We start from the raw sequence: 25,216 nt of genomic DNA, 5'->3' as shown, positions 1-25,216 counted from the left end.
GCAGCCGACCGGAGGAGACGACCGATGTGCAAGCCGCATGGGGGCGGCGGTCCGGGTGCGAGGTCCGCGTGTGACCCTGCGGGGCCGTTGTCACGTGCCGGCTTGTTGCCGAAGCACCGCGGCAGGAGGCCATCTCACCGGTCGGCATGTTCTCGGCGGCTTCCGGGATTCCGCCTGACCTCCCACGGGACACCGTTCATCACGTGAGAGTCGCTGACAATGGGACGGTGCACGTTCAGCCTTTTGGTGACGCGCCTGAGCTTGTCCTTCAGCCCGGCGAGAGGGGTCGCCACCCCGATCAGCCTGCGCCCTCCGTCCGGCAGTTCCACCGCGAGGCGGACACGGGTCTCCGGGCAGGCCAACGCCGCCAGGCTGAAATCCCGTCGGCCCCCCTGGCCCCAGCGCGCGACCATGTGCAGGACGGCCGGTGAGTGGAAGAACTTGAGGCCGACCTTTTCCGCGAGATCATCCGGGACCTCGGCCCCCGGATACGTGTAGTCCTTCACCTCGATCAGCCACAGGACTCCGTCCTTCATCGCCACGAGGTCGCAGCCTTCGGAATGGAACGGGGACTGTGTCGCCCTCCGCTGTTCGGGCCACTCGTCCGGCTTCTCCAATTCCCAGCCGTCGGGAAAAGTGAAGAGGGATCCATCGATCTCGGCTTCCACCGGCATGGGGTCAGACTCCCAGGTACCGCAGACTCTGCGACGGCTCGGCCTCCAGGGCGGCGATCGCACTCAGGTCCGCGGGATCCGTGGCGGCTTCGGCCCGCACCGCTCGGGAAAGGGAGTCCTCGTCCGTCTGAGCTTCCCGGTAGAGGCCGATGTACCGGGGCTCGATCGAGCTCTCAGGCGGTTCCTCGTGGAGGAGCAGTTCGAGTTCCCGCAACAGGAACACACTGTGCGTGGCGACGAAGACCTGGGGCCCGCTGCGGGCGAGAGCGAGGATGGCCCTGGCCACGGCCCGCTGCGTTTTGGGGTTGAGGTTCGCCTCCGGCTCGTCCCAGAACAGGTAGCCCCCCTCCAGCAGCACCCCGTTGGAGACGAGCCTGATGATCATCGCCAGCTTCCGGAAGCCCTCGGACACCAGGTGCGCCTCGATCTTGCCCGACCCGGCGCTACCGATGGGAAGGCGCACGTAGAAGCGCCCGTTCTCCTCCAGGACGGTTCCCTCGATCTCCCCCAGCAGGGGGGCCAGGAGTTCGTTCGCGAAGGTACCGCGCGGACCGCGGAGGGCCGGACGGCCCAACAGGGAAGCGGTGTCGCGCCAGGTCTCGTCGAACTCGACCTCCCTCGTCTCGAACAGCGAGACCAGCCCCGGGTACAGGGAGAGGAGTTCACGCGAGGGTAAGGAAGACCGGGGTGTCGTCGAGAGGGCTGCGCGGCACGGAAGTGGTCTGCACGTCGCTCCGTGCGTTCGAGGCGAAGTTGAAAGCCAGGGGATCGCCGATCCCCCCGTACTTCAGGGCGACCGACGCACGTACCCTGCCCCGGCCCCGACGTGCGAGACGGCCGAGCTGTTCGGGACGGAAGATGCCGATGAGGGCATCGGCGATATCGGAGGAGAGCGCGCCCTTGGTGAGCGACGGCCTGCCGGACAGGGTTCGGGTACCCGCGTACAGAAGCTTGAGCAACTGGGACTTCCCGGTCGCGTTCTCCCCGGTGACGATGTTCAGCGTCGGGCTGAGCCGAATGTCGACCTCATCGAGCGGCCCGAAGCCGTCGACCTCGAGTCTGGTGATCGGGTACCTCGCCATGCCCCACACCCTAGAGCAGGTCCCGGCGGCGGAACGGGAGTCGGCCCGCGCCCCCCGCGCCGGTCGGCATTCGCCCGGACACGTGCGGACGGCCGAGCCTGGTCGGGACCGACATGCCCGGTGGCCTGGGGTGGGATCGTCGGGGGCGCGTTACCGTGCCCGTACGAGGCCTCCCCTCGGAATCAGTCCGGTGTCAGTGGCGGGCGTCGCGCCAGGGCCGGGGAAGGGCGCCGCCGCGGCTGAGGTGGCGGTGGAGGGTGTCGAAGGCCCGGTCCGCCTCGCGGACCAGCCGGGCGGGGTCGGCGCAGGGGTCGGCGGCGTCGCGCAGGAGTGAGGAGAGGCGGTCGAAGAGGGCGTCGGCCCTCTCCCGCTGGGGTTCGGTGGCGGGCCTGCCGCACCGGGCGGGGTGTTCGTCGTACTGGGCGGACATCGCGGTTCCCTTCCCGGGGTTGTCGGGCCTTCGGTTGCGTTCGCGGCGGGGCAGAGGGGGCGGTTCCGCCGACCGGGGCCGCGGGACCTGCGGGCCGCGGGGCCGGGTGAGGCGACGGAACTCGGCCCAGGTGAGCGGTTCGTCGGCGCTCACAGGCGCCCCAGGAGTTCGGTGACGAGATGACGGGCGAGCAGGTCCTCGGAGCCCCGGGGCGCGACCGGGACGGTGGAGTGCGGCTCGCCGGGAATCGTGCGCCACCAGTGCCCGTCCGCGAGCCGGACGGTGAGCCCTCGCCCCGCGTGCTCCGCCCGCACCGAACCGGGGAGGTCGCCGTCCATCGCCGCCACCCCTCGACGCCGAAGCGCGGAATGCAGCGCCAGCACCGCCGCCTCGGTCTCGTGCCCTCGGGGAATCGATTTCCGCCGTGCTACAGGTTCCATGGCACCAAGGTGGCTTCTGGTTCGCCGGTACCGCCATCAACTGAGGTTTTTCAGAGAAATCCTGATGCCATGCGGAACCCGAACGTAATCTGGTTCACATGACGGAACCCCCTTTCCCTGAATCGCTCGCCCGGTTCCTGGAACTGCGTGGCCTCTCCCAGAAACAGCTCGCCGCGCGCACGGCCTCGTCCGTGGCTTCGGTTTCCCGCTGGAAAAACGGTCATTCTCTACCAAAGTTGCCCATGGCGGAAACGCTTGATGCCGTCTTGGACGCCGATGGAAAGCTGTTGGCGTCGTGGCGGGTGGCAGCCAGTGGTGTAGCGGTTCCGGAGTGGGCACGAACGCTGTCCGCCATCGAGGAGGCCGCGCGCACTCTGCACATCGTGTCCCCCGTGCTCGTGCCCGGATACCTCCAGTGCGCCCCGTACGCCACCCGGGTTTTCCGGTCCGGATGGCCGCTGGCATCGGACGAGGAGGTCGCACGACTCACCAGGCTGCGAACGGAACGCCTGAGCAAACTCCCCCTGCTCCGTATCACTGCGGTGTTTCCTGTGTCCGCCCTGACCAGCTTCGATGAAGAAATACGGAAGGAGCAGGCCCGACACCTGCTGGCCCTGGTCGCCACCGAGCGGGTGGCGGTTCACCTGGTGCCGACAGGGTCGATCCTGCTGGACCCTGCCTCCACGCTTCTGGCCTTTCGGCTGCACTCCGGGGAACCGGCTATCAGCAGCGACCACGCAGACGGTAACGTCATCCACGACGCCGCTTCGCACGAGCGGCTGCAGGCACATATCACGGGGGCATTGGCGGTGGCCCTCCCCTCCCGGCACTCGCTCGCAGAACTGAAGGACCTCGCATGAACGACTGGCACAAGAGCAGCTACAGCTCCACAGGATCGAACTGCGTGGAGACCCGGGAGCACGCTTGCGGCGCAGATGTCCGCGACACCCAGAACCGCGAGGCGGGGCACCTGACCTTCACCTCGTCCGAATGGATCGCGGCGCTGACCGCCGAGAAGTGACCACAGCCACGCGAGGCCCCGGACTGCGACAGCCCGGGGCCTTCGTCAGGTGATCGACCCCCGGGGGTATCCGGGGAAACAGACCGGGACGGCCCGCTTCGCGCTCCCCCCACCGTGAGCCGGGAAAGGCGTCAGGCTTCGGGATCGAGCATGGCGGCGGCCGCGGCCAGGTCGGCGTCGGCGCCCGTGGTCAGCGCGTACAGGGCGTACGCGATCGGGGAGGCCTCCCACAGGTGTTTCGCCTGCGCGGCCAGGCCGGGGTGGACCCGTCCGCCCGCCTCCTCGTACGCGGCCAGGGCGGCCTGCAACATCTCCTCCCCCGCGGCACCGTACTGGGCGGACAGGTCCCGGGCCGGGTCGTCCACACGGGCCGTGGTCCAGTCCAGGACCCCGGTGATCGCTCCCCCCTCGTCGAACAGGACATGGGCGGGGTAGATCTCGCCGTGCGTCATCACCGTGGTCTCGGGCCAGCAGGAGTCCTCCTCCAACCAGGCCTGCCAGGACTCGGCCAGAGCGGGCGCGACGGTGAACTCCTCGCGCACCCGCGCCACGTCCTCGGCCCATGCCCGGCGCACCTGCGCCGGCGTGCGCACCTCCACCCCGGCGGCCCCGGCCTGCTCGGGGGTGATGGCGTGCAGGCGCGCCAGGAGGCGGCCCAGCCGCTCGGCGTAGCCGGGGTCGGCCGGGTCCATGTGCCACAGGGGCTCTCCGCCGGGCAGGGTCAGACCGGGGGAACCGGGCAGCGCCGGGTAGGCGATCAGCTCGGGCTCGCGCACCTTCCAGTCCGGCACGGCGACGCCCTCGGCCGCCAGGACCGGGGACACCAGGTCCAGGATGCGGGCCTCCGCGGCCATACCCGCCGAGACGTCCGCGCGGCGCGGCACACGTAGCACCCACCGCTTCCCACCGGTGTCCTCGGCCATCACGACCCGGTAGTCCAGGCCCGCCTCGTTCACGTCCGCGCTCTCCGGGCGCAGGTCCAGCCCGTGGGCGGCGGCCAGGGCGATGACATCGTCGATCATGCTCATGTGCACCACGCTCTCACCTGTGCACACCCCGTTTCCACAGCCCTCCCTCCACGCCACGGGCGCCCGCCCCTCCAGCCGGACCACGAGGTCCGGACGCCGTGGCCGGGGCGTGGGACCGGCCGGGCATCCCGAAGGGAACCATTCACAACCACAGAACTCTGCTTACTACGCCAAAACCAACAAATCAGACTTATGACTCCAGCACCCAGAAAAGCCACTCCCACCCAAGCCTGAAATCCATCCTGACCTGGGACGACACGTGGCCTCGGATCTTCTTCGGTGATCCGTCCGAAAAATGTGCGCACAGCCCCCGCCGTGCCTTATTCTGGCCCCACAACCGAAAAAAGCGTGACCCCGCGACGCTCTGTCAGCGCCCGGGGTCGTGGCCAGCAATTCACCCCTTTGAACACAAGGATTGCCAGCGTGAGCCAGTTTAGTGCCGCGCTCTTCCGGGCTGCCCTCGGGCTCCTGCGAGCGCTGTTCTCCTCTCCCTGCGGCCGACACCACCGCCGCCGTCGTTCGGCACGGGTGCGCCGCTACGCCCAAACTCCCGGCCCCGCCACCCGGCCCAGCCCGCCCGCCGCGCCCCGGCTGTCCGCCCCGCGCGAGACCTTTGCAGCCGACGACCTTCCGCTCGTGCGCCCCTACTACACCGCCCACGAGCAGGCCCGCATCCAGGACCAGACCGCACCCCGCGCCCCCGAGAGCCCGCGCCTTGCCGAGCCGCACAAGACCCTCCCCGACCCGTGCGCCGCCCGCGAGCAGGCACGCCTCCAGGCCCACGCCACCGCCCGCCTCCAACAGTGGGCCGCACCGCGCATCCCTGAGCCCCGCCCCGGCGAGGGCGACCTGCTCGCCCCCACCCCGCCGCCGGTCACCTTCGAGGACCTGGCCGACGCGGTGCGCCGCTGGCAGGACCAACAACACCGCAAGACCCGCGCGGGGGTGGGAGCATGAACCCGACCCGCCTGTGGCACCACCGCCTCTACCCCGGCGACCTGTCGCACCTGTCCACCGTGCGCCGCGACCTGGCCGCAGACCTGGCCGGGTTCGACCCCGACCTCGCCGACACGTTGGTCCTGTGCGGCAGCGAACTGTTCGCCAACTGCGTCAAGTACACCGCCTCGGGACAGGTCGGCGGTGGGGTGGTGCGGACGCTGTGGCTGACCGGCGACCACACGCTGACCCTCGGATTCACCGACGACGGCCTGTCCGGCGGCATCCCCGCCATCCCGAAGGCCCGCACTCCCGCCGAGTGGGAGAGCGCCGAGGGCCAGCGCGGCCTGCTCATGGTCCAGGAGTTGTCCACAGCCTGGGGATACTCGCCCGTCTGTCCGCTCGGGGACCTGGGCACCCACACCTGGGCCACCTTCACCCCCACGGAGTGAGGCCCCTGCCTTCCCACCGAGGGCTCCGGCGGACCGCCGGAGCCCTCGCCGGAATCCCGCCCCGCCCACCGTTGACCGATCGGTCAAGAGCACGTAGGTTCTTGACCGATCAGTCAAACCGAGGGGACGCCATGGCCGGGGACACGAAGGAACGTCTGGTGCGTGTGGCACGCGACCTCATCCACGGCTCCTCCTTCGCCGAGGTCAGTGTGGAGGACATCTGCAAGGAGGCCGGTGTCCACCGGGGCAGCCTCTACCACTTCTTCCCCTCCAAGGAACGCCTCGGCCTGGCCGTGCTCGACGCCAACTGGTCGATGATGACGGTTCTGCTCGACGAGGCCTTCGGCGCCGAAGCACCCCCGCTGGAGCGGATCGACCGGTTCGTGCGCGGCTTCGCCGGCATGATCGCCCTCATGCGGGAGCGGATGGGGAGCACCCCCGAGTGCCCCATCGGAAGCCTGTCCACCGAACTCGCCGCACGGGGCGACGAACCCCGCGCCCACGCGACGCGGATCCTGGACGCCTGGGCCGCCTACTTCTCCGACGCCGTCCGCGAGGCCCAGGCGCGCGGCGAGGTCGCCCGCTCGGCGGACCCCCGGGAGACCGCCCTGCGCATCCTGGCCTACCTCCAGGGGACGGCCCTGCTCGCAAAGGCCTACGACCGCCCCGAACTGGTGGAGCACGCACGCGACGGCGTCCGCGCCCTCCTTCCCGCTCCCCGCTGACCCGCACCACTCCGGCCCGGACACGGGCCGGTTCCGCCTGCCCGGTCATTTGACCGGCCGGTCAACCAGGTGCCGTCCGTCCCCCGGCGGCCGACACCGCCCACCGAGGAGTCACGATGACCCGACCGCCCACGCCCGACCCGACCGCCACCGGAGCGGGGGACGCCTACCGCTTCGAGCGCTTCCGGACCGGGCTGCTCGTCGGCGACATGTACTTCGCCTCCGACGCCCCCGGACCGGGCGACCGCGTCCCCGACTTCGACCTGCCGACCCTCGACGGCCCCCGCTTCGCCTCCGCCGACCTGGGACCGCGCCCCGTCCTGCTGGTCTTCGGCTCGCGCACCTGCCCCGTCACCGAGAGCGCCGGGCCCGTCCTGCGCGGCCTGCACGCCGAGTTCGGCGAGGCGGTCCGGTTCGTCCTGGTCAACACCAGGGAGGCGCACCCGGGCCAGCTCCTCCCCCAGCCCCGGACCTTCGAGCGCAAGTGGGAGCACGCCCGGGAGCTGCGCCGCCACCACGACCTGCCATTCGAGGTCGCGGTCGACGGCATCAACGGAGCGGCGCACCGCGCCTTCAGCCCCAAACCGAACTCCGCCTACCTCATCGGTCCGGAGGGCACGATCCTCTACCGGGCCCACTGGGCCAACGACGAACGCGGGCTGCGCGGCGCCCTCGCGGCGGTCGTACGGGGAGCGGCCCCGGAGCGCGGCCACAGCAGGGGCATGGCGGGCTCGCTCCTGCGCGCCGTCGGACACCTGCCCGGCATCGTGGAGGCCGCCGGTTCCCGGGTCGAACGCGACGTGTGGCTCGCCGCACCGCCGCTGGCCCTGCTCGGGCGCCTGTCCCGGCTCTTCGGCCGGCTGCCCGCCGACCGCCGGGGCGCCGCCGCCACCGCCCTACTGGCGGCGGTCCTCCTGGCGGCCGCCCTGGTCCCACTCCTCCTCTGACCGGCCGCCCGGTCCGTCGACCGGGTCCCCGCGCGGTCCCGCCCACCACGCCGGACCCGGTCCACGGTCCGGTCCCCGCCCGCCGGACGGCCTCCCGCCGGTTCCCCGGGACAACGGGGGTCACCGACCCGGACGGTCCGGCCCCTTCCCCGGCGGTCCGGAGCTCCACAGGTCCGGGTTCCGCCAGACGAAACGGCCCAAGAAGGCCAGGCCCAGGAAAACCATGAACCCGAAGTACACGGTGAGGGCCGCCCGCATCCGCCTGCCCGCCGGACCCCGCCAGGTCCGGGGAGGCGACCCGCCCCGGGGTCGGCGGGATCGTGGGCGACCGTGATCCGCTCCCCCTCCTCGGGCTCCGGCTGGAGCACGCCCGCCACCGCGGAGACGTGCTCCCGGCCGGTCGACCGTGTAGGCGACCTCGCCGGTGGTCCTCGGGTCGCCCATCCCCGTCCGGCCGGAGCCGGGCTCCGCCCGGACGCGCACAACCTCCGCGTCCGCCCGACCGGAGTAATCGGGGTGCCCGTCCGTGTCCGGGGTGTTCAGCCGCACCGCCACAGCGACGGCCGGCGCGGCCGCCACCATCACGGGCGCGGCCGCGAGGAACCGGTCGCGTGGGCGGAACCCTCGTTCAGGGGGTTCGGGGCATGCCCTCCGCCGCGCCCCCGAGGCACGCCCCGAAACCCGCCGCCCGCCGGTGCAGCGCTCCGGCGGGCGGTCCGGACGGTCACCCGGCCTCCTGCGGAGGCGCGCTGCCGCCCGGTGGGTGACCGCCGGTCGGGCCCGGGCCCCCGACCCGGTCGGGGCGCTCCAGGCGGACCCGGGTGCCACTCGGCCTCAGGGCATGCTCCAGAGGGTGAGGACGCCTTCGACCGAGGGCAGTTCGTGGTACCGGTCGGTGTTGGCGGTGAGGCCGGTGACCTCGTACATGGCCAGGTTTCCTTCGGAGGTCACAGTGCACAGGATCGTGCCCTCGGGAACGAACGACCCGAACTCATGCCCCTCGACGCCGTCGGGGAGGGCGTTGCCCTGGGCAGCGCGGAGACAGGCTTGCGGTGTCCTGCCATCGGCGATACCGAACGTGGTGATCAACTGCCAGCGGTCGCCGCTCGACCCTCCGCGGACGGAGACCTCGTCGGTGTCGAAGTCGACGTCCGCGGCGTCCACCTCGGGAACGTCCAGGTCGACACCGGAGGGGTCCCGCTGGTTGGGGCGTACGGACAGTTCCCGGCCCTCGACGAGCACCTCGTATCCCGCCTCCTGCTCAGGTTCCGGATCGGGGCCGTCCCCCGCGGGGGAGGCGGTGCCGTCGGCCGGGTCCCCGCCGGTGGCGGCCTCCGTCCCGGGGCCTCCCCCCGTGGCGCCGTCCCGGGCGTCGAACAGGGGGCGGACGAGGAGCAACCCGAACAGGAGGACGACGGCCGCCCCGAGGGCGGCGAGGGGGACCAGGACGCGACCGGTCCTCGGGGCCACGGGGGCTGCGGGCGGACCGAAGCGGGGATCCGGGCTCAGGGGGGTCCGGCGAGGGTCCCCGCCGCCGGCGCGGCCGGAGGCGCCGTGGGGCGGCGGCGCCCCGGATCCCGCGGACGCCCGGTCGGGCTCCGTGTACTGCCTGGTGGGTCCCGCCGCGGGCCCGGTCGGGGGTGCGGCCTCCCCCGGGGACCCGGCGGGCCCGGCCGACGGGCGGGCCGTCCGGTGACCGGTGCCGGGGTCCGGGGGCGGGGGGTTCTCCGCCTCCGCCCGCCGCTCCTCGATCTCCCGGGCCACCGGTGCGGGAAGCCACCCGGCGTGGTCGCCTGGGTCGCGGCCGGAGCGGTGCAGGCACAGCGCCATCAGCTCCTCGACCCCCGCCCGTGCGGAGGGGTCGGCGACCAGGCAGCGCCGGAGGAGGGGCAGGAGTTCCTCGGGATATCCGCCCAGGTCAGGGGGTCGCATGTCGGTGTTGGCAATACGGGCACTGACGGTCATCCCGCCGCCCTCGCCGTAGGGGTGCCTGCCGGTCGCGGCGACGGCGGCGATGAGTCCCAGGGAGAAGACGTCGCTCTCCGGGCCGACCCGCTCGCCACGGGCGTGCTCGGGCGACATGTACTGCGGGGTTCCGATGACCCCGCTGCTCAGCTGTGTGGCGTCGGCGGACTTGGCGATGCCGAAGTCGATGACCTTGGGGCCGTCCAGGGACAGCATGATGTTGCCGGGCTTGAGGTCCCGGTGGACGACCCCTGCCAGGTGGATGGCCTGGAGCGCCCGCGCGGTGCAGCCCACCAGGTGGAACACGTCCGTCAGCGGCAGGGGGCCGTGCGTTCGCAGGGTTTCGAACAGGGACGTCCCTGCGACGAACTCCGAGGCCAGCCAGGGCGTCTCCCCGGAGGTGTCGTGGTCCAGGACCGCGATGAGGTGGTAGCCGCGCACCTTGCGGGCGGCCCACACCTCCTGCTCGAACCTCCTGCGGAATTCGGGATCCCGCCCCAGGGACCGCCGGATCAGTTTGACGGCGACCGGCTGGCCGCCCCGGGTCCGGGAGAGGTAGACCGCCCCCATGCCGCCTTCGCCGAGCCGGGCGAGCAGGCGGTATTCGCTGATCTCCCGGGGGTCCTCGGGCCCCAGTGGTTCCACTTGTGCCTCCAGTCCTCTCGGAGAACAAGTGATGCCGGGCAGGAGGGAAAAGTTCCCGGCCACGGAGAATCCGCGGGAAAGCCGTGCAGAGCGCGCTCCGCGTTCGGGGAGCCGCGCACCGGCGGACGTGCGGCTGCGGACGGAGGACGGGGAGGGATCGCCGTGCCCCGGTCCCGCGCCGTTCGCAGGTGCGCGGGCCTCACCGTCGGCGGACGCGACCGGGCTGAGCGGCTTGCGGGTGCCGGGCGGGGAGTCGATCGCCGAGCTGTTCGCGGTACCGGCCGAGCTACGGCCCCAGGGGAGGATCCGGCGCCCGGATGCCGGCGGCGCCGACCCCGCCCGGCCCGCCGGGGCCCGGGAGGCCGCGCCGGTCGCGGGGCCTGTCCGGGCCGCGTCGGGACCGCAGCCCGGGTGGGCCGCGGACAATCCGGGAACGGGTCGCGCGAGGGCCCCGGCGCCCGAAAGAATGGGCTCCCCGGCCACGGGGCGGCGCTGCGTCCCGGAAACCGGGTGGCCTGCAAGGGCGAAGCGCCCCGGGTGCGGGTATGCCGTGCGTGACCTGGTGGAGCGATCGGAAGGCCCAAGTGAACGTGTTGGTGGTTCTCGCCCTGCTGGCGGGGTTCGTACTCCTGATCGCCGGAGGGGAGTCCCTGGTCCGGGGTGCCGGTTCGCTGGCCCGGACGGTGGGGATGTCCTCGCTGGTCGTGGGTCTGACGGTGGTGTCGTTCACGACCTCGGCACCGGAGCTGGCGGTCAGCACCGACGCCGCGATCTCCGGGTTCCCGGGACTGGCCGTGGGCAACGTCGTGGGCAGCAACATCGCCAACATCCTGTTCGTCCTCGGAGCGTCGGCGCTGTTCGTCCCCCTGGCGGTGAACTCCCAGGTCGTGCGCGCCGACATCCCCGTGATGGTGCTGCTGTCGCTGGTGGCCCTGCTGATGGCGCTGGACGGGACCCTGGGCACCCTGGACGGCGGCCTGCTGTTCCTGGCGCTGGTGGTCTACGTCGCCGTCACGGTGGTCGCCTCCCGCAGGAGGGCCGCCGGGGACCCCGAACCGGTACGGGCGGACGCCGGTCCGGGAGCGGACGGCCCGGATGGGAACAAAGGCCCGGGCGGGAAGGGCCCGGGCGCGGACGGCCCGGTCCGCACCACCTCGCGGACCAAGTCGGTCCTGTGGGACCTGCTGCTGGTGCTCGTGGGCACGGTGCTGCTGGTGGCCGGGGCCCGCCTGCTGGTCTACGGGGCGAGCGCGATCGCCGCGGCGCTCGGGGTGAGCGACCTGCTGATCGGGCTCACCGTGGTGGCCGTGGGCACGTCGCTGCCCGAACTGGTGACCTGCGTGGTCGCGGTCATGCGCGGGGAACGCGACATGGCCGTGGGCAACATCGTGGGCAGCAACGTGTTCAACCTCGGCGCGGTGCTCGGCCTGACCGCCGTCATCGCGCCCGGGGGGATCGAGATCGCGCCGTCGGCGCTGCGGTTCGACCTTCCGATCATGGTGGCGGTGGCGCTGGTGCTGCTGCCGATCGCCCTGACCGGCCTGGACGTGTCCCGCTGGGAGGGTGCGCTGCTCGTCGGCTTCTACGTCGCCTACATCGCCTACCTGGTCCTGGAGGCCACCGGGAACGCCGTGCTGGGCACCTACAGCGCAGCGATGCTGTGGTTCGTCATCCCGCTCACCGCGCTGTGGCTGACGGTGGTGACGGTCGGCGAACTGAAGAGGCGGCGCCACGGGAGGACGCCCCCGGCCCCGACCCCGGCCCCGGGGACTGTCGCGGAGAGCCCGGGGACGGCGGAGCGGGAGCCGCGCTGAGACCCCGTGTGCGGGATGGCGTGAAAGCACCCCGCGCCCCGGCCTCCGACGGTGCGCCCCGGCTGTCGGCGGCGGGCGCGGAAATGGCGGTGCCGCTTCAGGAGCGGCCGCCCCGGATTCCCGAACCGATACCTGAGAGCTCCGACCACCGCCGTGCTTCGGTTCCGGCGGACCGGGCTCCACCATTCCGGCGAGGAGGAGCCGCGGTCACTCGTCGATCGGCATCGGCAGGATGCGAAGACCGCGGCAGAAGACCACGACGACACGAAGTGACCTAGGCCACTTTTTCTCGAGCGGAGAACCGAGACCCCACCCGCGGACACTAATCACATGGACCCCTTCTCTCACAAGAGGGCCCTATCCCCTATCAACACAGCCCGAGGTATCCATGTTGAACTCCTCACGAGCCCATCGCACCGCCCTCGGCCTGGTCGCCGCCGGATCGGCGCTGGCCCTGGCGGCCTGCGGAGGCCCTGCCCCCGCGGAGGAGCCCGAGCCCAGGACGGGCACCGCCGAGACGGATGTGGAGGAAGAACCCGTAGAAGTCGACACCGAGGACTTCAACCAGGGCCCCGTTCCGAGCGAGAAGCCCGAGCTCAATGAGGACGACCTGCCGCCCGAACCGGACAACTCGGCCCCCCTGAGCGAGCGGATCGCTTGGGAGGCCCTGGAGCAGGTCTCCATCTTCGCCTCCATGACCGACCCGGACGCCACCTACCAGTGCCCGGACATCGCCGGCGAGGAAGGCGAGTCCGTGACCTGCACGGTGAACTTCCTGGGTGAGGAATTCGAGTACAAGATCGACATCCAGTCCTCTGGCATCCTCATCTCCTATGAGCCGGAACTGCCGGAGGGCCCGCTGGTACGCGAGATGGTCGAGGACACCCTCCGCTGGGACGCCGAGACCGAGTACGTGCTCTGTGACATGGAGTCGGACCTGGTCCGCGGCCGGACCAGTGAGGACGCGCCGTTCACCTGCCGCTCCCTGGACGCGGAGACGGGTGACGTGCGGGAGCACACCCTGAGCATCTCCAGGTACGGGGCCTACACCTTCTACCCGGCCTGAACAACCCGAACGGCCCCGCTCCGGCGGGGCCGTTCCCGTTGTGGCGGCCGAACGCCGGCCGGCCGCCGTGTCCGCCGGTCCGGCGGCAGGAGCGCGGCCGGAACGGACGGCAGATCCTCCCCGCCCGACGTTCCGGCAGGGAGGCGGTCGCCGCCCACTCCCCCGCCGACGGAACGCGCGCGGTCAGCCGCAGTTGGTGCCGTTGCGGACGACCCAGTCATCGCCGATCCTCCCGCCCCAGTCCACACACCGCCCAGCCGCGGAGAGGTATACCGGTCCCGCGTACTCGGTCCAGTCGCCCGGGTCGGTCTGCCAGGAGGTGCCGCCGCTCTGCTTGAGGGCGGCGTCCATGGGGACGCGCGCCCCCGGGTCGGAGCGGACCACGACCACGCAGTTCTTGCCGTTGGAGTTGTTGTAGGTCAGGAAGACCGTCCCGCCCGGGATCGCCGCCTCGTTGACCCTGCCGTACCCGCTGCCGCACTGGCCGCCGTAGGCGGCCGCGCCGACCGGCGCCGGGTTGGCGACCGTGACGACCAGGGCCAGCCCCAGGGCCGCCGCGACACGGCCGGTGATCCTCTTCATCGTTCCTCGCTCGCGGTCGTCCGCCTGTTCCCGGTCCGCCGTCACCACGGCGGGGTCCCGGTGCCGCTGGTGCGGTGGTATTCGACCAGGTGTGTGATGGTGACGGTGCCGTCGGCCGCCGTCGTGTAGGTGACCTCCGCCTTCACCGTGCGGCTGCCCTGGTTCGCGTAGCCCGTGAGCGCCGACGGGCTGGAGGAGACCGACCCCGCGCTGCCGTTGCCGACGCCACCGCCCTGGCTCTGGCAGAAGCTCCAGGCGCACAGTACGACGGCACCCTCGAGGCTCGCGTACACGCTCGAGCCGCCGTCCGGGCGAAACGCGATGACGTGGTCGCCCGGGGGCTTGGGGCCCGAAGCACCCACACCCGCACCGACCAGACCGATGGACGTGGTCGTCGTGCCCTCGGAACCGATCGCCTCCTCGGAACCGATCCGTTCCTCGGTCCCGTCCTCTTCTTCCTCCTCCGACGGGTCTTCGGAGGGGTCGTCCGACGCTCCGGCCCCCTCCGAGCCCTTCGCACCCTCGGTGGAGCCGTTCCCGTCGTCCTGAGCAGTGCTCTCCGCCGGGGACGCGGCGCGGTCCCCGGCGGACCGGCCCCCGATCAGCGACGCGTCGAGGCGGCCGGAGAGCACGGCGCCACCCAGACCGGCGACCGCGAACAACAGCAGGGCGGCCGCCGCCGCGAGCGCCGTCCAGAGTCTCGGACGCACCCGCTCCGCGCCGCCCCGGGCGGACGGGGGTACCGCATCGAAGTGGCGCTCCTCCGGCAGGCGCACACCGGCCCAGGTGTCCTGGAGGCTCCCCCCGACGATCCGCCCCACCCCCTCGGTTCCGGTGAACGACGCGACCGCCGTTCCCGGCGGGCCGGACGCCCGAAGTACGCCGGCCACCAGCTCCAGGGCGGTGGGCCGCGGCCCGGCCTCCTTGGCCAGGGCTCGGCGCACGAGGTCGGCGAGTGGTCCGTCGAAACCGTCCAGATCGGGGTCGCCGCTCAGCACCCGGTGGGCGACCCCCGCCGGGTCGCCCGTTCCGAAGGGGGGACGGCCTGTGGCCGCGTAGGCCACCACCGCCCCCCAGGCGAAGACGTCGTCCGCGGTGCTGACCGCCTCGCCCCGGTAGTGGGCGGGGCTGATCCAGCCGGGAGAACCCAGAAGGGAGCCCGTACGGGTCAGCGCGGTCTGGTCCAGGGCCCGGGCGATCCCGAAGTCGAGGACCCGCGGCCCCTCCGGGGAGACCACGATGTTGGCCGGTTTGAGGTCGCGGTGGACCACTCCGGCCGCGTGGATCTGGGCGAGCGCTTCGGCGACACCGAGGGCGAGCCCGTGGAGGAGGTGAGCGGGCAGGGGACCCCCGTTCTGACGGACGTAAGCCCCCAGGTTGAAACCGCGGACGAGGGGCATGGCCAGCCACGGCCGGTCCGCTCCGGTGTCGGCCGCGAGCAGGGAGACGGCGCAGGCGCCGCCCACGCGGGACAGCATCTCGACCTCACGGGCGAAGCGGCTGCGGAACTCGGCGTCGGCGGCGTACTCGGCATGGACCACCTTGACGGCGACCAGAGATCCCCGGGGGTCCACGGCGGCGTAGACCACGCCCATACCGCCCGCGCCCAAGCGTTTGAGAGGCCGGTAGGGGCCGATCGCCGACGGGTCGGCGGGGGCCAGGTCCGTCGCGGTCGCGGGCAGGGAGGCGAGGGTCTGTGGGGGGCGCATGGAATCCACGGGGGGAGGGGCAGGGGGCGGGTCCGCCACGGACACGGGGAGCAGAGGCCCGCCGAAGGACGTACGGACACCGCATCATAGCGACCGCTTCCAACTCGAACGGCAACGGAACCGCATGAAACGGACGCGGAGAACCGCCGGGACCGGTGCCGGCCCCGGCGGAGCGGAAGCGAAGGCGCAGTGCCCCGCGTCTCAGGCCGTAGGGGGAAGCGGCCTCCCCCTCAGGAAGGGCTGTTCCCCCTGCGCGGCTCCGTCGCCCGGAAGGGCCGGGAGCGCTCGGCGTTCCTCCGGGCGTTCGGATCGACCCCGGCGTTCGCGTGCGGGGTGAACTCGCGCAGCGGGAAGTCCTGGCTCACCACCTGGCGGCCGGACGCGGGACAGGTGACGGTCGTCGGAGCATCACCGATGTCCTCGGCTCCCTTGGCGTCCTTCTTCTTCCCGCCACCGCTCTTGCCCGATGCCATCCCCGTACTTCCTTCCTCTACGTCCCCTCAGGGCCCGGCCTGGACACGACTCGGTCCTCCGCCGGGCCCCGAAGGGGGAACACGACCGTTCCCGACATATGAAGAACGGACCTCGGATTTCAGGACCGGCGAGGCTTACCGGCCTTTTCCCCACCGTTCCACGGTGCTAGCATCCGAGCCTCGCGCACGCCACCGCGCCCCGCACTACGTCGGTGGCGCCCGGAGCACTCGGCCGCCCTGCACCCGTCGGGCCGGAAATGCTCGGAGAGAACTCCGAGCTTCCAGAAAACGAAGGTGAGTGAAGCATGGCCGGAAAAAAGTTGAAGGCGATCATGGAAGAGCTCAAAAAGAACCAGAAATCACAGCAGCCGACCAGTCTGGGCGAGGCGATGAAGAAGTCGCGTGAGAGCACCCGGTCGACCAGTCTGCTCCGGTCCTCCCTCAAAGCGCGGCAAACTCAGCAGGAGGGGCAGCTGTTCCGCCGCAAGGGAAAGAGCGCCTGACCGTCCCGACCGGTTCGGGGTTCCGGCGTTCCCCCGGTACGAAGGCGTGTACTAGGCTCGCCGCAGCGTTGCCGGGCCCCGTGCCCCGCCCCGGCAGCGGCCCCGGAACCACCTCCCCTCCCGCGGAGCGGTCGTCCCCCAAGCCGCCGAACCGGCCCGTGCCGACGCGTTCCGGCCGACCAGACGGCCCCTCCGCGCGCCGACGAGCCGTCCGTGCCGTCGGCCGACCGGATGCAGGGGACCGCTGTGCCAGAAGGGACCCCATGATCCGCAAGGGTCGTCGCCGTACTTCGTCCCAGCCCGAGATCCCGGGCATGAGCTCTCTGACGACTCTGCGCCTCGGAAACGCGTCGCTCCTGTACCGGGCCGAGCCCGAGTCGGGCGAGGACCCCTTCGCGGTGAAGCTGCTGCGTCCGCCGGCGGGCGCGGGGCGGCCGGACGAGGTGGGTCTGTGGGAGGAGTTCTCCGCCACCGGGGGCGTGCAGCCCCTCCTGTTCTCCGGCGTCACCGACGAGGGCCGCCCCTACGCGGTGACCGAGTACCGGCCCGGCGGCGACTACGGCGAGGCCCTGGCCCACGGCGAGCACCTTCCCGTGGACGAGGTGCTCGCCGTGGGCGCGGCGGTGGCCGGGGCCCTGGCGGCGATCCACGGAGCGGGCTTCCTGCACCACGCGGTGCGTCCGGAGAACATCCTGCGCGGGGACCCCGGCCCGACCCTGATCGACTTCGGTTCGGCGCTGCCGCTGGACCACCCGTTCCCGCCGGTCTACTACACGCGGCGGGACCTGGACCACGCCCCGCCCGAGGAGCTGCGCGGGGAGGCGCCCTCCCCGGCCTCCGACGTGTACCGCCTCGCCTCCACCATGTGGGCGCTGCTGGCGGGGCACGCCCCGTTCGACGGGGAGCGGGAGGAGTCCGCCCCGCTGGCGCACTACCGCGCCCGCATCCTCGGCTCGCAGGTGCCCGCCCTCCCCCGCGAGGACGTGCCGGGGTGGCTGGAGGCGGTTCTGCGCCGTGCTCTGGCGGCCGATCCCCAACGGCGGACGGCCACCGCGGAGGAGTTCGCCGCGGCGCTGGCAGCCCGGGAGGAGCCGTCCGGAGAGACCGGAGAGGCCGGCACGGACCGGGCGTTCGCGGTGCCCGCCGAGGAGACGGGTGAAGCGGAGGCCGACGACGGGTACACGGACGGCCCCGAAGAGGCCGCGGATGCCGTGGCCCTCCCCACCGGCGGGCCCCTGCCTCCGGAGGCGGAGCAAGCGCAGGAGCCGCACTCGGCACCGGAGGACGACGGATACCCGGACGATCCGGCCGGGGAGGCGGAGACCGCGCTCCTCCCCGCAGAGGAGACCACTCGCGAGGAGGCGGCCGGGACGCGGGCGGCCCACTCGGATCCGGCGGCCGTCACCGGCGCGACGGAGGAGGTACCGGAACCGCCCGCACCGGCCGCCGGAGCCGGGCCGGAGCCCGGCAGCGGCTCCGACGACGGGTACCCGGACGACGGATACACCGATGACGGCCGCCCCGACGACGATGCCGATACCCGGGCCGACACGGACCTCTCCGGCGACGGCCCCTCCGGGGAGTTCGACCTCTCCGCGGTGGGACCGCCCCGCGCCCTCGGCACGCCCCGGACGGCCCACCGGGGCGACGACAACGCCGACCCCGCCCCCGAGGACGGCCACGGGCGGGCCCACGCCCCGGAGCCCGGAACCGCCCCGACGCCCTCCGGCGCCGCCGTGGGCACCCCCCGGCCGCCCCGTCCCGCTCCGCTCCCCCAACCGGTGACCCAGGCGACGGCCCCCGTGCCACCGGCACCCGCGCCCACGGCCCAGGCGGCCCCCGCCCAGGGGCCCCGGGCATCCGGCGTCCGACCGGGCGAGGCGGCGGGTCCGGGCGTCCGCGCACCGGTGCCCGCGCCCGCGCCCCGGGATCCGGAACGGAGCACCTCGGGCACTCCCGCGACCCCGGCCCCGCTCCCGGCTCCGTCGATGGCGGCGCCGCCCCGGCCCGTGTCCGCTCCCGCGCCCCCCTTCGACACCGCCGACCGGGACCGCCTCCCACGGCAGCACCCGGCCTGGGGCGACCCTCCGGCCCGCGAGCGCGGGATCGGCGCCCTCGTCGGCCCGGCCCTCCTCGGCCTGCTGGTCGTCGTGGTGGTGGTCGCGGGCGTCGCCGTGCTGCTGCGGGGGTTCGGCGGGCCCGACTCCCCGTCCGCGCCGCCGCAGGCCGACGGGACCACGGACACCTCCGACAGAACCGGCACCGGGCCCGGGTCCGGGTCCGGGACCGGGACCGAAGCCGCGGAGCCCCCGGCCGCCGCCGACCCGGCGGCGGAGCTGGCCCCCACCGACATCGGGCTCACCGACGACCTCGTGGCCGTGTCGCTGGCCTGGACCGACAACACCGGCGGCGAGAGCCGCCACGTCGTGGTCGGCGGTCCCGCCGACGCTCGGGGGACGTCGATGGCCCGCACCGAGGCGGGCGAGTCCTCGGTGGAGATCTCCGGCCTCAACCCCGAAGTGGAGTACTGCTTCCAGGTGGTCGCCGTCCACTCGACCGAGGTGCTGGCCCCCTCCGAGGAGGTCTGCACCGACCGAGCCGCGGGGGACGGGGGCTGACGGTCCCGACGGGGTAGAGGGCGCGTCACGGGCCTCGGCTCCGCCCCGGACTCTCGTGGCACCGGGCCGATCCTGATCCGTTCTCGGGAAGGAGAACGGCCGCCCGCACCTTCCCGCAGATACGCGCGTGGCCCGGAACCCGCGGTTCCGGACCACGCGCCGTCATCTCCCTCGGCCCTTCTTCCTACCGAAGAGCCCCCTGCTCTGGTTGGAGGACTCGGACGACTTCGCCTGCTTCCCCGACGCGGCCTTCTTCACCGCGTTCCCCAGGTTGGTGGGGGTGTCGTTCTGGGGGGTCTGCTTCTTGCGGGCGTCCTCGATCTGCTTCTCGACACTCCGCTGCGTACCCGCGGGCAGGCTTCCGCTGCCGTGGAGCGGGATGGTGACGCGCCCCTGCCCGTTGGGGCCGGTGTAGGTGGCGTGGCTCCCGCTCTGGCGGCTCTTCTTGAAGCCCTGTCTTTCGAGCTCCTTGGCGATCTCCTTGCCGGACTTCGCCTTCTTGTCCCTAGCCATTGCCCACGTTCACCTCCACCTCGTGGACACGCGGCTCGGCCACCGGGATCAGCTCGTCCCGCCCCACCTGGTCCTCCAGGTGCAGCTCCAGGGCCTCGGCGATCATCGCCTCGGCCTCCTCCCGGGTGGCTCCGAAGCTGGAGACCTCCACGTCGAGGCACCGGGCGACGTACTGGTCGCCCTCCCGGTAGATGACGACCGACAGCGTCTGTCGTGCCATGGCGAACACCGACCTTTCTCAGAAAGCGCACGCGGGCCGACCGGTCGCGGAAACAGCCGTAACAGCTGCACCTCCGCACGTTCGGCCATCGAATGGAAACAAGATACCTTCACCTATTCACGAATTCCGGCCCATGGGATTTCACGTTCCGACCGAGCGGAAGGCGCCGGGAAAGGGAAGGATCAGAGCGACTCTACGGCCTCGCCGACCGACCCCCAGCCCTCGTCCCACCCCCGGTCCCCTGCCACCCGCCTCCGGCCACCCGTCCCCGGACACAGGCCACAGGAGAACATCCACGCCCGCGACCATCCGCGACGCCGCGTTCCCGCCGCTCCCGCGACAAAAGCACCGCCCCCGCCCGCCCCCGACCCCCGCTCCCGGCCCCGGACCCACCCAAGGTCCCCGCTCCGGCCCCGCCCTCGACAACGAGCACCCCCGACACCCGGGGGAACCGATCGGAAGTCCACCGATCCGGAACCGTACAGCGAGAAAAGACTCCGGCCCCTCACTTTTCGGGATTCCTTTCGCCTTCACGAAAAGGGCGGCACCTCCGAAGGACGGACCACCCGCGAGATCTCCGCCCCGCATACCGCCGCGGCGGCGGCACCGGGACGCCAGCACGTCCCACAACAGGGGGCGAAAACGCTCCGACCAGGCCGAACCTTCCACCCGGACATTGAACAGCCCACCATGTGACACGCATCACTTCCTGGCCACAGTGCCGCGGCCCTAGGCTGTCCCGGTGTACAGCGGCGATCGGATCCGGAGAGCGAGGAGGCCATGGGCGCACTGATCGGCTCACTGCCGGGCTGGCTGCAAATGCTCTACCTTTCCTACGGCATCATTTCCGGGATGTCGCTCATGATCGTTTTCACGATTCGGTCATCGGTCGACGCGAAAACGGACATGAGCAAGAAACTCCTGGTCAACGGCCCCCGGGAGAAGGACAAGAAGAAGAACTTCCCCGGGACCAAGACCAGGATCGGGGACATGGACATCGTCCCCAAAAAGGATCTGGACGAGCTCAAGCGCCGGAAGCAAGAGATGGTGAGCGCCCTGCGCCCCCTGGAAGAGGAGCAGCGGCAGGTCCAGCGCCACGCAACGGACGCCAAGAACGAGGCCACGAACGTGGAGGGCGTCCTGAAGCGCTACCAGGGCGCCCAGGAGGACGGCAAGGCCCTGGAGAAGGAGCTGGGACTGGACGCCCCCGCCGCGACATCCGACGGCCCCGGCCTCGTCGTCGTCCGCGGCAACAACCAGGCGAGCGCCCTGCGGGCGGCACGGCAGGGCCCCCTCCCCGAGGCCCCCGGGAGGAACCGCGGCGCGAGGCCCTCCCCGTGACGGGCCCGGAGACCGGCCTCCTCCACCGCTCCGAGGACAAGGAGTGACACCCATGCTCGACGAACGCGTCCTGGCCTTGGCCGGTGCCGCCGTCCTCGTCCTGGCCCTCCAGGGCCTCCTGCACGTCTTCATGGCCGGACGCCGGGTCCACCTCCCCGAGGGGAGGCGCCTCCAGGACCTCCCGGAGTCATCCGATGACCGGGAGATCCTCGATGCCTACGCAACGGACCTGCTGGAGAGGCGACGCGCCCTCTCGGAGGGCGCCGTCCCGGTTCCCGGTCCCAAGGCGTCCCTGAGCGTCCGCGCACGTCCGTCCGCCCCTCTTCCCCGCGCCTGGTCGGGCGCCTGGGCCTGGGCGGGCCTCATCCTGCTGATCGGTGTCTGCGCCCTCGCCGGGTGGTAAGAGGAGAAGATCGGAACATTGGGCACCCTGTTCACCGCACTCATGACGGTGGCCTTCACCGTCCTCATGGGAAGCATTTCCACCCAGCTCCGCAACACACTGAAGATGGCGGTGACGAGGCGCCAGGAGAACTACCTCGCGGCGCTCAACAGCCCCACCGAGAAGACGCAGATCGAGCAACAGATCGAGGACCTGGAGCGCAAGCCCAAGGAGATCGCCGCCGACATCAGGGCCAAGCTGGACGAGCAGGCGGCCTCCACCAACAAGCTCTTCCAGGCGGGAAACGAGATCGAGCGGGTGCGGGAGGCCCACCACGAGAGGATCGCGAAGCTGGAGGGCAAGGGCGTCGCCAGGGTCGTCTTCGACCTCACCGACGCGGGCGCCCGGGTGGACTCGGCCTCCGGGACCATACGGAGCGCCATCGACGACCGGAACCGCCGGGCGGAGGCGGGCGGGGACACCTCGCAGATCGACCTCGAACTGCGTGCGCAGGCCGCCATCGGCCTGGTGTCGGAAAGGTACGAGCTGCGGCCGGACGCTCCCCTCTCCCCCCAGGGGAAGGTCCGGGCCGAACGGTACCTGCGGGAGCTGAACAACCTGAACCCCGTCACCGACGACCTGCTCCGCGACGCCCTGGAGGTGCGGCCGGAACGCGTCGCCCGGGCGCTGGCCCGGCACGGGCTCACCGACCCGGCCAGCCGGAGCGTGACGACGTCCCCGCAGCTGGGCACCCGCTCCCGGCTCGGTCCGGCACGCGGTGTCGTGGCGGCACTCCAGCAGAACTCCGGCGCCTCGACCGACCCCGCCGCCATCCCCCGGCTGCCCTCGTCCACCACGGCCGGGCGGACCCCCGGGCAGGGCCCCGCCTCCGGGCGGACCGCGGCCCCCTAGAGAAACGAACACACGACATGGCTCTACTTCTCTGCATCCTCGCGGGCGCCTTCATCTTCACCCGGTCGGTGCGGCGGATCCTGGACCACGGACTGGACGTCCCCGAGGCCCTCACCCGGCTGGAGGCCGAACAGGCGCGGACGGAGGCGTCCCTGGCCGCGCTGGGCCGGGCCGAGGCACTGCTGGACGAGACGGCCACCCGTCCCGTGGACGACGCCGCGGCCGGGGAGGCACTGGAACGCGCCGACCGGGAGATCGCCGCCTACCCGGCCGAGGGGGACCGGGCGGCCGAGGCCGTGATGGCGCGCCTGCCGGGCAGGCGCGCAACCGCGCGGTTCGCCCGGGTGGCGGACTTCGCCCTGGCCGCCTCGGGGGCGGCCCTGGTGGTCGCCGGCGGGGTCCTGGGCCTCGCCCTCGTCCCCTAGATCCCCCGTCCGCCGCGCCCGGGACGGACGCCGTCCGCGCGCGGCGGGCGGCGTCCGCGGACACCCGGGTCTACCACTCGTCCTCGAACCAGCCCTCGGGGGCCGGGTCGGCGGGCAGCGGGCGCGGCTCCTGGTGGCGGCGCGAGGTGCACTCGCGGAACGGCCCGTTGTCGCCGAGCAGGATGCCCATCTGGAAGTCCAGGTGGTCCCGGTACCAGATGGCCATGCCGGTGCCCGCCTCCCAGCGCAGCACCTCCCACGCGTGCCACAACGCCTGGAAGCGCGACACCGCCTCGGCGTGGCGCCACCACTCCTTGCACCACCGGAACTGCCCGCCCTCGGGGCGGACGTAGACCGGCAGGAAGCGCAGCCGTACGAACTCCTCGACGTTCCGGAACACCGGTTCCGGGGCCGGGTCGCCCTCCTCCCCGTCCTCGTCCCCGGGTATGTCCACCCCGTCGAGGGCGGCGGAGACGTCGGGGGTCTCGTCCTTCAGCCGCTCCCCGGACCCGGGGAGCGGGCCCCCGCCCGCCCGCTCTTCCTGTTCGATGTCCATCGGTGTCCTGTTCTCCTTGTCGTGGTCGTGACCCGGCCCGCGTCCCCGGCCCGCGCCCCCGGGCCGGGCCGCGGAGGCGTCCGCGTTCGTCAGGCCCCCGGAGGCGGCGCCCGCGCCGGGGTCCGGCCGCGCCCCGGCGCGGGCGCCGGCCCGGCGGGGCGTTCCGCGGAGGCCGCCGCCCGTCAGCGGCCGGCGGCCGACCGCCGGGTCAGGGTGCTCAGCTCGTTGCGCTGGCGCCGGTGGATGACCGCCGCCCTGCGCACCGCCGCGCGTGCCTGTACCCGGGTGCGGGGCAGGCCGACGCTGTCGCGGCGGACCGCGTCGGTCCGGCCCGCCCGGTAGGCGGACCGCTGCTCACGGGCCTGCCGGACCTGTCGCCGGGTCCGTTCGCGGCGCTCGCCGAGGTCGCCCTGCTGAGCACGGTCCAGCCGGGTGGCCGGAGTCCGGGCGACCGCGCGGCCGTTGGCCTCCACCGCGCGCTCCGCCTGTCCCCGGTTCTTCGGCAGGCGCGAGTCGGCGAGCTCCGGGCGCCGGCCGGGGGTGTCGGGCCCGGTCCCGGCCCGCAGACGGGCGGCGTCCGCGTTCGCGGTCCTCACCACCGCCTCGCGGCCCCGGCGCGCCTCGTTGACCGGGAAGCCCCGTTCCCTGTCCAGCGCGTAGAGGACGGCGTCCCCCTGGGGGAAGCCGCTGCCGGTCCCCGTGCGGGCGCGCTCCTCGGCGAGCGCCAGCCCCTCGCGGTAGCGGGCGTCGAACCCGGGCAGGTTCCGCCTGGCGTTGTCGATGAGCGCGGCCACGGAGCCCGCGGGGGCCCTGCCGTCGAGGGCGGCGGTGATGACCGATTCGGCGGCGTCGCGCCGCCAGTTCGGGTCGGTGCGGGCGTCCTTGAACCGGGGGACGGCCCTGACCAGCCACTCCTCCATCGGTGCGGGGCGTTCGTTCGCCGACCACACCGCACCCGCCACGGCCGAGTGCTTGTCGATCCGGGAGGAGAGCGGGTCGCCCGCGAAGGCCCGGTCCTGGACGAGGCCGCGTTCGACGGACTCCGCCAGCTGGGGATGCCGTTCGGCCAGGGCCTCCAGGACCCGGGACTCGGCCTGCCGCGCCTGCGGCCCGGTGGCGTCGGCGGCACTCGCGTAGAGCGCGACCAGGTCGCGCGGGCGCAGCCTGTCCAGGTCGGATCCGTCCAGGGCGCGCCGCCAGGACTGCTCGGGCGGCGTACCGGGGTCGATCCCCCTCTCCTGGAGGGCGGTGTGCGCGGTCCTCTCCAGGTTCCCGCTGACCAGGTCCCTCTCCAGGGCCTTGGCCATCGTCGCGGCGTCGAGCCTGTCACGGGCCTCGCGGACCTCCCGGGCGCTCGTCCCGGGCAGGAGGGCGGCCGCGGCGGCGGGGTCGGCGCCGCGGGCCAGGTGCAGGGCCGCGTGGACCAGGGCCGGGGAGCCCGCCACGTGGGTCTCGGCGAAGAACGCCGCGCCGCTGCTCTGGAGCCGCCGCCTGCGCAGGTGGCCGTGGAGGGACGCCATGGCGAGCCAGCCGGAGTTGGTCATGCCGCCGCGCCCGATCGGGGCCCGCATGGCGGCCGCCAGGAGGGCGTCGGCGGTGTCGAGCCGCCCACCTCCGGAATCCGACCCCGTCGTCTCCCGCGGTCCGGTCGGCCGGCCCCTGGTGCGGCGCCTGGACTCGGCCTCCTCGTCCTTGAGGCGGCCCGCGCCGCCGGTCCGCCCGCTCATCCCCGGCCTCCCGGTTGCCGTCGTCCCCGC

The 25,216-nt window shown here is 72.8% G+C and carries 28 protein-coding genes; 14 read left to right on the top strand and 14 right to left on the bottom strand.

Going from position 1 to position 25,216, the window contains the following annotated elements; all coding sequences use genetic code 11:
- Nucleotides 1-134 precede the first annotated feature (134 nt).
- The 5 genes from ACSUPR_RS18105 to ACSUPR_RS18085 form a co-directional block, all read right to left on the bottom strand.
- Nucleotides 135-674 carry a hypothetical protein gene (locus ACSUPR_RS18105; RefSeq protein WP_436885801.1) on the bottom strand — a complete coding sequence of 180 codons (540 nt, stop codon included), beginning with the start codon at nt 672-674 and terminating at the stop codon, nt 135-137.
- 4 nt (nt 675-678) lie between these two features.
- A complete protein-coding gene (locus ACSUPR_RS18100; RefSeq protein WP_436885799.1) occupies nt 679-1,248 on the bottom strand; it encodes an AAA family ATPase in 570 nt (189 codons plus the stop codon).
- A gap of 88 nt (nt 1,249-1,336) precedes the next feature.
- Entirely contained in the window at nt 1,337-1,756 is a 420-nt protein-coding gene (locus tag ACSUPR_RS18095) for a hypothetical protein (protein WP_436885798.1), read from the bottom strand.
- 193 nt (nt 1,757-1,949) lie between these two features.
- A complete protein-coding gene (locus ACSUPR_RS18090) occupies nt 1,950-2,186 on the bottom strand; it encodes a hypothetical protein (RefSeq protein WP_436885797.1) in 237 nt (78 codons plus the stop codon).
- A gap of 149 nt (nt 2,187-2,335) precedes the next feature.
- The gene (locus ACSUPR_RS18085) at nt 2,336-2,524 is read right to left on the bottom strand and encodes a hypothetical protein (RefSeq protein WP_436885796.1); all 189 of its coding nucleotides are present in this window, start codon (nt 2,522-2,524) and stop codon (nt 2,336-2,338) included.
- A gap of 200 nt (nt 2,525-2,724) precedes the next feature.
- Here ACSUPR_RS18085 and ACSUPR_RS18080 point away from each other — a divergent pair, with 200 nt between their 5' ends.
- Together ACSUPR_RS18080 and ACSUPR_RS18075 are read left to right on the top strand one after the other, a co-directional pair.
- Nucleotides 2,725-3,486 carry a Scr1 family TA system antitoxin-like transcriptional regulator gene (locus ACSUPR_RS18080; RefSeq protein WP_436885795.1) on the top strand — a complete coding sequence of 254 codons (762 nt, stop codon included), beginning with the start codon at nt 2,725-2,727 and terminating at the stop codon, nt 3,484-3,486.
- The gene (locus ACSUPR_RS18075; RefSeq protein WP_436885793.1) at nt 3,483-3,647 is read left to right on the top strand and encodes a DUF397 domain-containing protein; all 165 of its coding nucleotides are present in this window, start codon (nt 3,483-3,485) and stop codon (nt 3,645-3,647) included. The genes ACSUPR_RS18080 and ACSUPR_RS18075 overlap by 4 nt, the downstream gene beginning before the upstream one ends.
- 131 nt (nt 3,648-3,778) lie before the next feature.
- On the opposite strand, the gene ACSUPR_RS18070 is transcribed toward ACSUPR_RS18075, so the two are convergent.
- Nucleotides 3,779-4,675 carry a macrolide 2'-phosphotransferase gene (locus tag ACSUPR_RS18070; RefSeq protein WP_436885791.1) on the bottom strand — a complete coding sequence of 299 codons (897 nt, stop codon included), beginning with the start codon at nt 4,673-4,675 and terminating at the stop codon, nt 3,779-3,781.
- 423 nt (nt 4,676-5,098) lie between these two features.
- Here ACSUPR_RS18070 and ACSUPR_RS18065 point away from each other — a divergent pair, with 423 nt between their 5' ends.
- The 4 genes from ACSUPR_RS18065 to ACSUPR_RS18050 all read left to right on the top strand — a co-directional run bounded on the left by ACSUPR_RS18065 (nt 5,099) and on the right by ACSUPR_RS18050 (nt 7,735).
- Nucleotides 5,099-5,632: a hypothetical protein gene (locus tag ACSUPR_RS18065; protein ID WP_436885790.1), complete on the top strand. Its 534-nt coding sequence runs from the start codon at nt 5,099-5,101 to the stop codon at nt 5,630-5,632.
- Complete coding sequence (locus ACSUPR_RS18060) at nt 5,629-6,063, top strand: ATP-binding protein (protein ID WP_436885789.1); 435 nt, start codon at nt 5,629-5,631, stop codon at nt 6,061-6,063. Before ACSUPR_RS18065 ends, ACSUPR_RS18060 begins: the two co-directional genes overlap by 4 nt.
- Nucleotides 6,064-6,221: 158 nt before the next feature.
- Nucleotides 6,222-6,788: a TetR/AcrR family transcriptional regulator gene (locus ACSUPR_RS18055; protein WP_436885787.1), complete on the top strand. Its 567-nt coding sequence runs from the start codon at nt 6,222-6,224 to the stop codon at nt 6,786-6,788.
- Between the two features lie 116 nt (nt 6,789-6,904).
- Nucleotides 6,905-7,735 (top strand): peroxiredoxin family protein, encoded by an 831-nt coding sequence (locus ACSUPR_RS18050; RefSeq protein ID WP_436885786.1) that lies wholly within the window; start codon nt 6,905-6,907, stop codon nt 7,733-7,735.
- 834 nt (nt 7,736-8,569) lie between these two features.
- Here the strand turns inward: ACSUPR_RS18050 and ACSUPR_RS18045 are convergent.
- Nucleotides 8,570-10,345: a serine/threonine protein kinase gene (locus tag ACSUPR_RS18045; protein WP_436885785.1), complete on the bottom strand. Its 1,776-nt coding sequence runs from the start codon at nt 10,343-10,345 to the stop codon at nt 8,570-8,572.
- A 584-nt stretch (nt 10,346-10,929) separates the two neighbouring features.
- On the opposite strand from ACSUPR_RS18045, the gene ACSUPR_RS18040 reads away from it, so the two are divergent.
- Complete coding sequence (locus ACSUPR_RS18040) at nt 10,930-12,159, top strand: calcium/sodium antiporter (protein WP_436885783.1); 1,230 nt, start codon at nt 10,930-10,932, stop codon at nt 12,157-12,159.
- A gap of 388 nt (nt 12,160-12,547) precedes the next feature.
- Nucleotides 12,548-13,225: a hypothetical protein gene (locus ACSUPR_RS18035; RefSeq protein ID WP_436885781.1), complete on the top strand. Its 678-nt coding sequence runs from the start codon at nt 12,548-12,550 to the stop codon at nt 13,223-13,225.
- A gap of 183 nt (nt 13,226-13,408) precedes the next feature.
- On the opposite strand, the gene ACSUPR_RS18030 is transcribed toward ACSUPR_RS18035, so the two are convergent.
- The 3 genes from ACSUPR_RS18030 to ACSUPR_RS18020 all read right to left on the bottom strand — a co-directional run bounded on the left by ACSUPR_RS18030 (nt 13,409) and on the right by ACSUPR_RS18020 (nt 15,989).
- On the bottom strand, nt 13,409-13,807 hold the full coding sequence (locus tag ACSUPR_RS18030; RefSeq protein ID WP_436885780.1) for a spore-associated protein A: 399 nt from the start codon (nt 13,805-13,807) through the stop codon (nt 13,409-13,411).
- A 41-nt stretch (nt 13,808-13,848) separates the two neighbouring features.
- The gene (locus ACSUPR_RS18025; protein WP_436885779.1) at nt 13,849-15,516 is read right to left on the bottom strand and encodes a serine/threonine-protein kinase; all 1,668 of its coding nucleotides are present in this window, start codon (nt 15,514-15,516) and stop codon (nt 13,849-13,851) included.
- 230 nt (nt 15,517-15,746) lie between these two features.
- Entirely contained in the window at nt 15,747-15,989 is a 243-nt protein-coding gene (locus ACSUPR_RS18020; protein WP_436885778.1) for a hypothetical protein, read from the bottom strand.
- 305 nt (nt 15,990-16,294) lie between these two features.
- On the opposite strand from ACSUPR_RS18020, the gene ACSUPR_RS18015 reads away from it, so the two are divergent.
- Both ACSUPR_RS18015 and ACSUPR_RS18010 read left to right on the top strand, forming a co-directional pair.
- Nucleotides 16,295-16,492, top strand: a complete 198-nt coding sequence (locus ACSUPR_RS18015; protein WP_436885777.1) for a hypothetical protein — start codon at nt 16,295-16,297, stop codon at nt 16,490-16,492.
- A gap of 314 nt (nt 16,493-16,806) precedes the next feature.
- A complete protein-coding gene (locus tag ACSUPR_RS18010) occupies nt 16,807-19,110 on the top strand; it encodes a protein kinase domain-containing protein (protein ID WP_436885776.1) in 2,304 nt (767 codons plus the stop codon).
- Nucleotides 19,111-19,272: 162 nt separating this feature from the next.
- On the opposite strand, the gene ACSUPR_RS18005 is transcribed toward ACSUPR_RS18010, so the two are convergent.
- Together ACSUPR_RS18005 and ACSUPR_RS18000 are read right to left on the bottom strand one after the other, a co-directional pair.
- A complete protein-coding gene (locus ACSUPR_RS18005) occupies nt 19,273-19,623 on the bottom strand; it encodes a type II toxin-antitoxin system HicA family toxin (RefSeq protein ID WP_436885775.1) in 351 nt (116 codons plus the stop codon).
- On the bottom strand, nt 19,616-19,843 hold the full coding sequence (locus ACSUPR_RS18000) for a type II toxin-antitoxin system HicB family antitoxin (protein ID WP_436885774.1): 228 nt from the start codon (nt 19,841-19,843) through the stop codon (nt 19,616-19,618). Before ACSUPR_RS18000 ends, ACSUPR_RS18005 begins: the two co-directional genes overlap by 8 nt.
- A gap of 906 nt (nt 19,844-20,749) precedes the next feature.
- Here ACSUPR_RS18000 and ACSUPR_RS17995 point away from each other — a divergent pair.
- Genes ACSUPR_RS17995 through ACSUPR_RS17980 form a run of 4 tightly spaced genes read left to right on the top strand, consistent with a single transcriptional unit; the run spans nt 20,750 to nt 22,903 of the window.
- On the top strand, nt 20,750-21,184 hold the full coding sequence (locus ACSUPR_RS17995; protein WP_436885773.1) for a hypothetical protein: 435 nt from the start codon (nt 20,750-20,752) through the stop codon (nt 21,182-21,184).
- Nucleotides 21,185-21,236: 52 nt separating this feature from the next.
- A complete protein-coding gene (locus ACSUPR_RS17990; protein ID WP_436885772.1) occupies nt 21,237-21,587 on the top strand; it encodes a hypothetical protein in 351 nt (116 codons plus the stop codon).
- Between the two features lie 18 nt (nt 21,588-21,605).
- Entirely contained in the window at nt 21,606-22,478 is an 873-nt protein-coding gene (locus tag ACSUPR_RS17985) for a hypothetical protein (RefSeq protein ID WP_436885771.1), read from the top strand.
- A gap of 17 nt (nt 22,479-22,495) precedes the next feature.
- A complete protein-coding gene (locus tag ACSUPR_RS17980) occupies nt 22,496-22,903 on the top strand; it encodes a hypothetical protein (protein ID WP_436885770.1) in 408 nt (135 codons plus the stop codon).
- A 70-nt stretch (nt 22,904-22,973) separates the two neighbouring features.
- Here the strand turns inward: ACSUPR_RS17980 and ACSUPR_RS17975 are convergent, their stop codons facing one another.
- Together ACSUPR_RS17975 and ACSUPR_RS17970 are read right to left on the bottom strand one after the other, a co-directional pair.
- A complete protein-coding gene (locus tag ACSUPR_RS17975) occupies nt 22,974-23,459 on the bottom strand; it encodes a DUF4913 domain-containing protein (protein WP_436885769.1) in 486 nt (161 codons plus the stop codon).
- Nucleotides 23,460-23,641: 182 nt separating this feature from the next.
- Entirely contained in the window at nt 23,642-25,186 is a 1,545-nt protein-coding gene (locus tag ACSUPR_RS17970) for a hypothetical protein (RefSeq protein WP_436885768.1), read from the bottom strand.
- Nucleotides 25,187-25,216: the final 30 nt, after the last annotated feature.

This window comes from Nocardiopsis dassonvillei (assembly GCF_964273065.1).
GTDB classification, from domain to species: Bacteria; Actinomycetota; Actinomycetes; order Streptosporangiales; family Streptosporangiaceae; genus Nocardiopsis; species Nocardiopsis dassonvillei_B.
The sequence above is the reverse complement of the archived record's forward strand: the minus strand, read 5'-3'. Positions and strand labels throughout refer to the sequence as shown.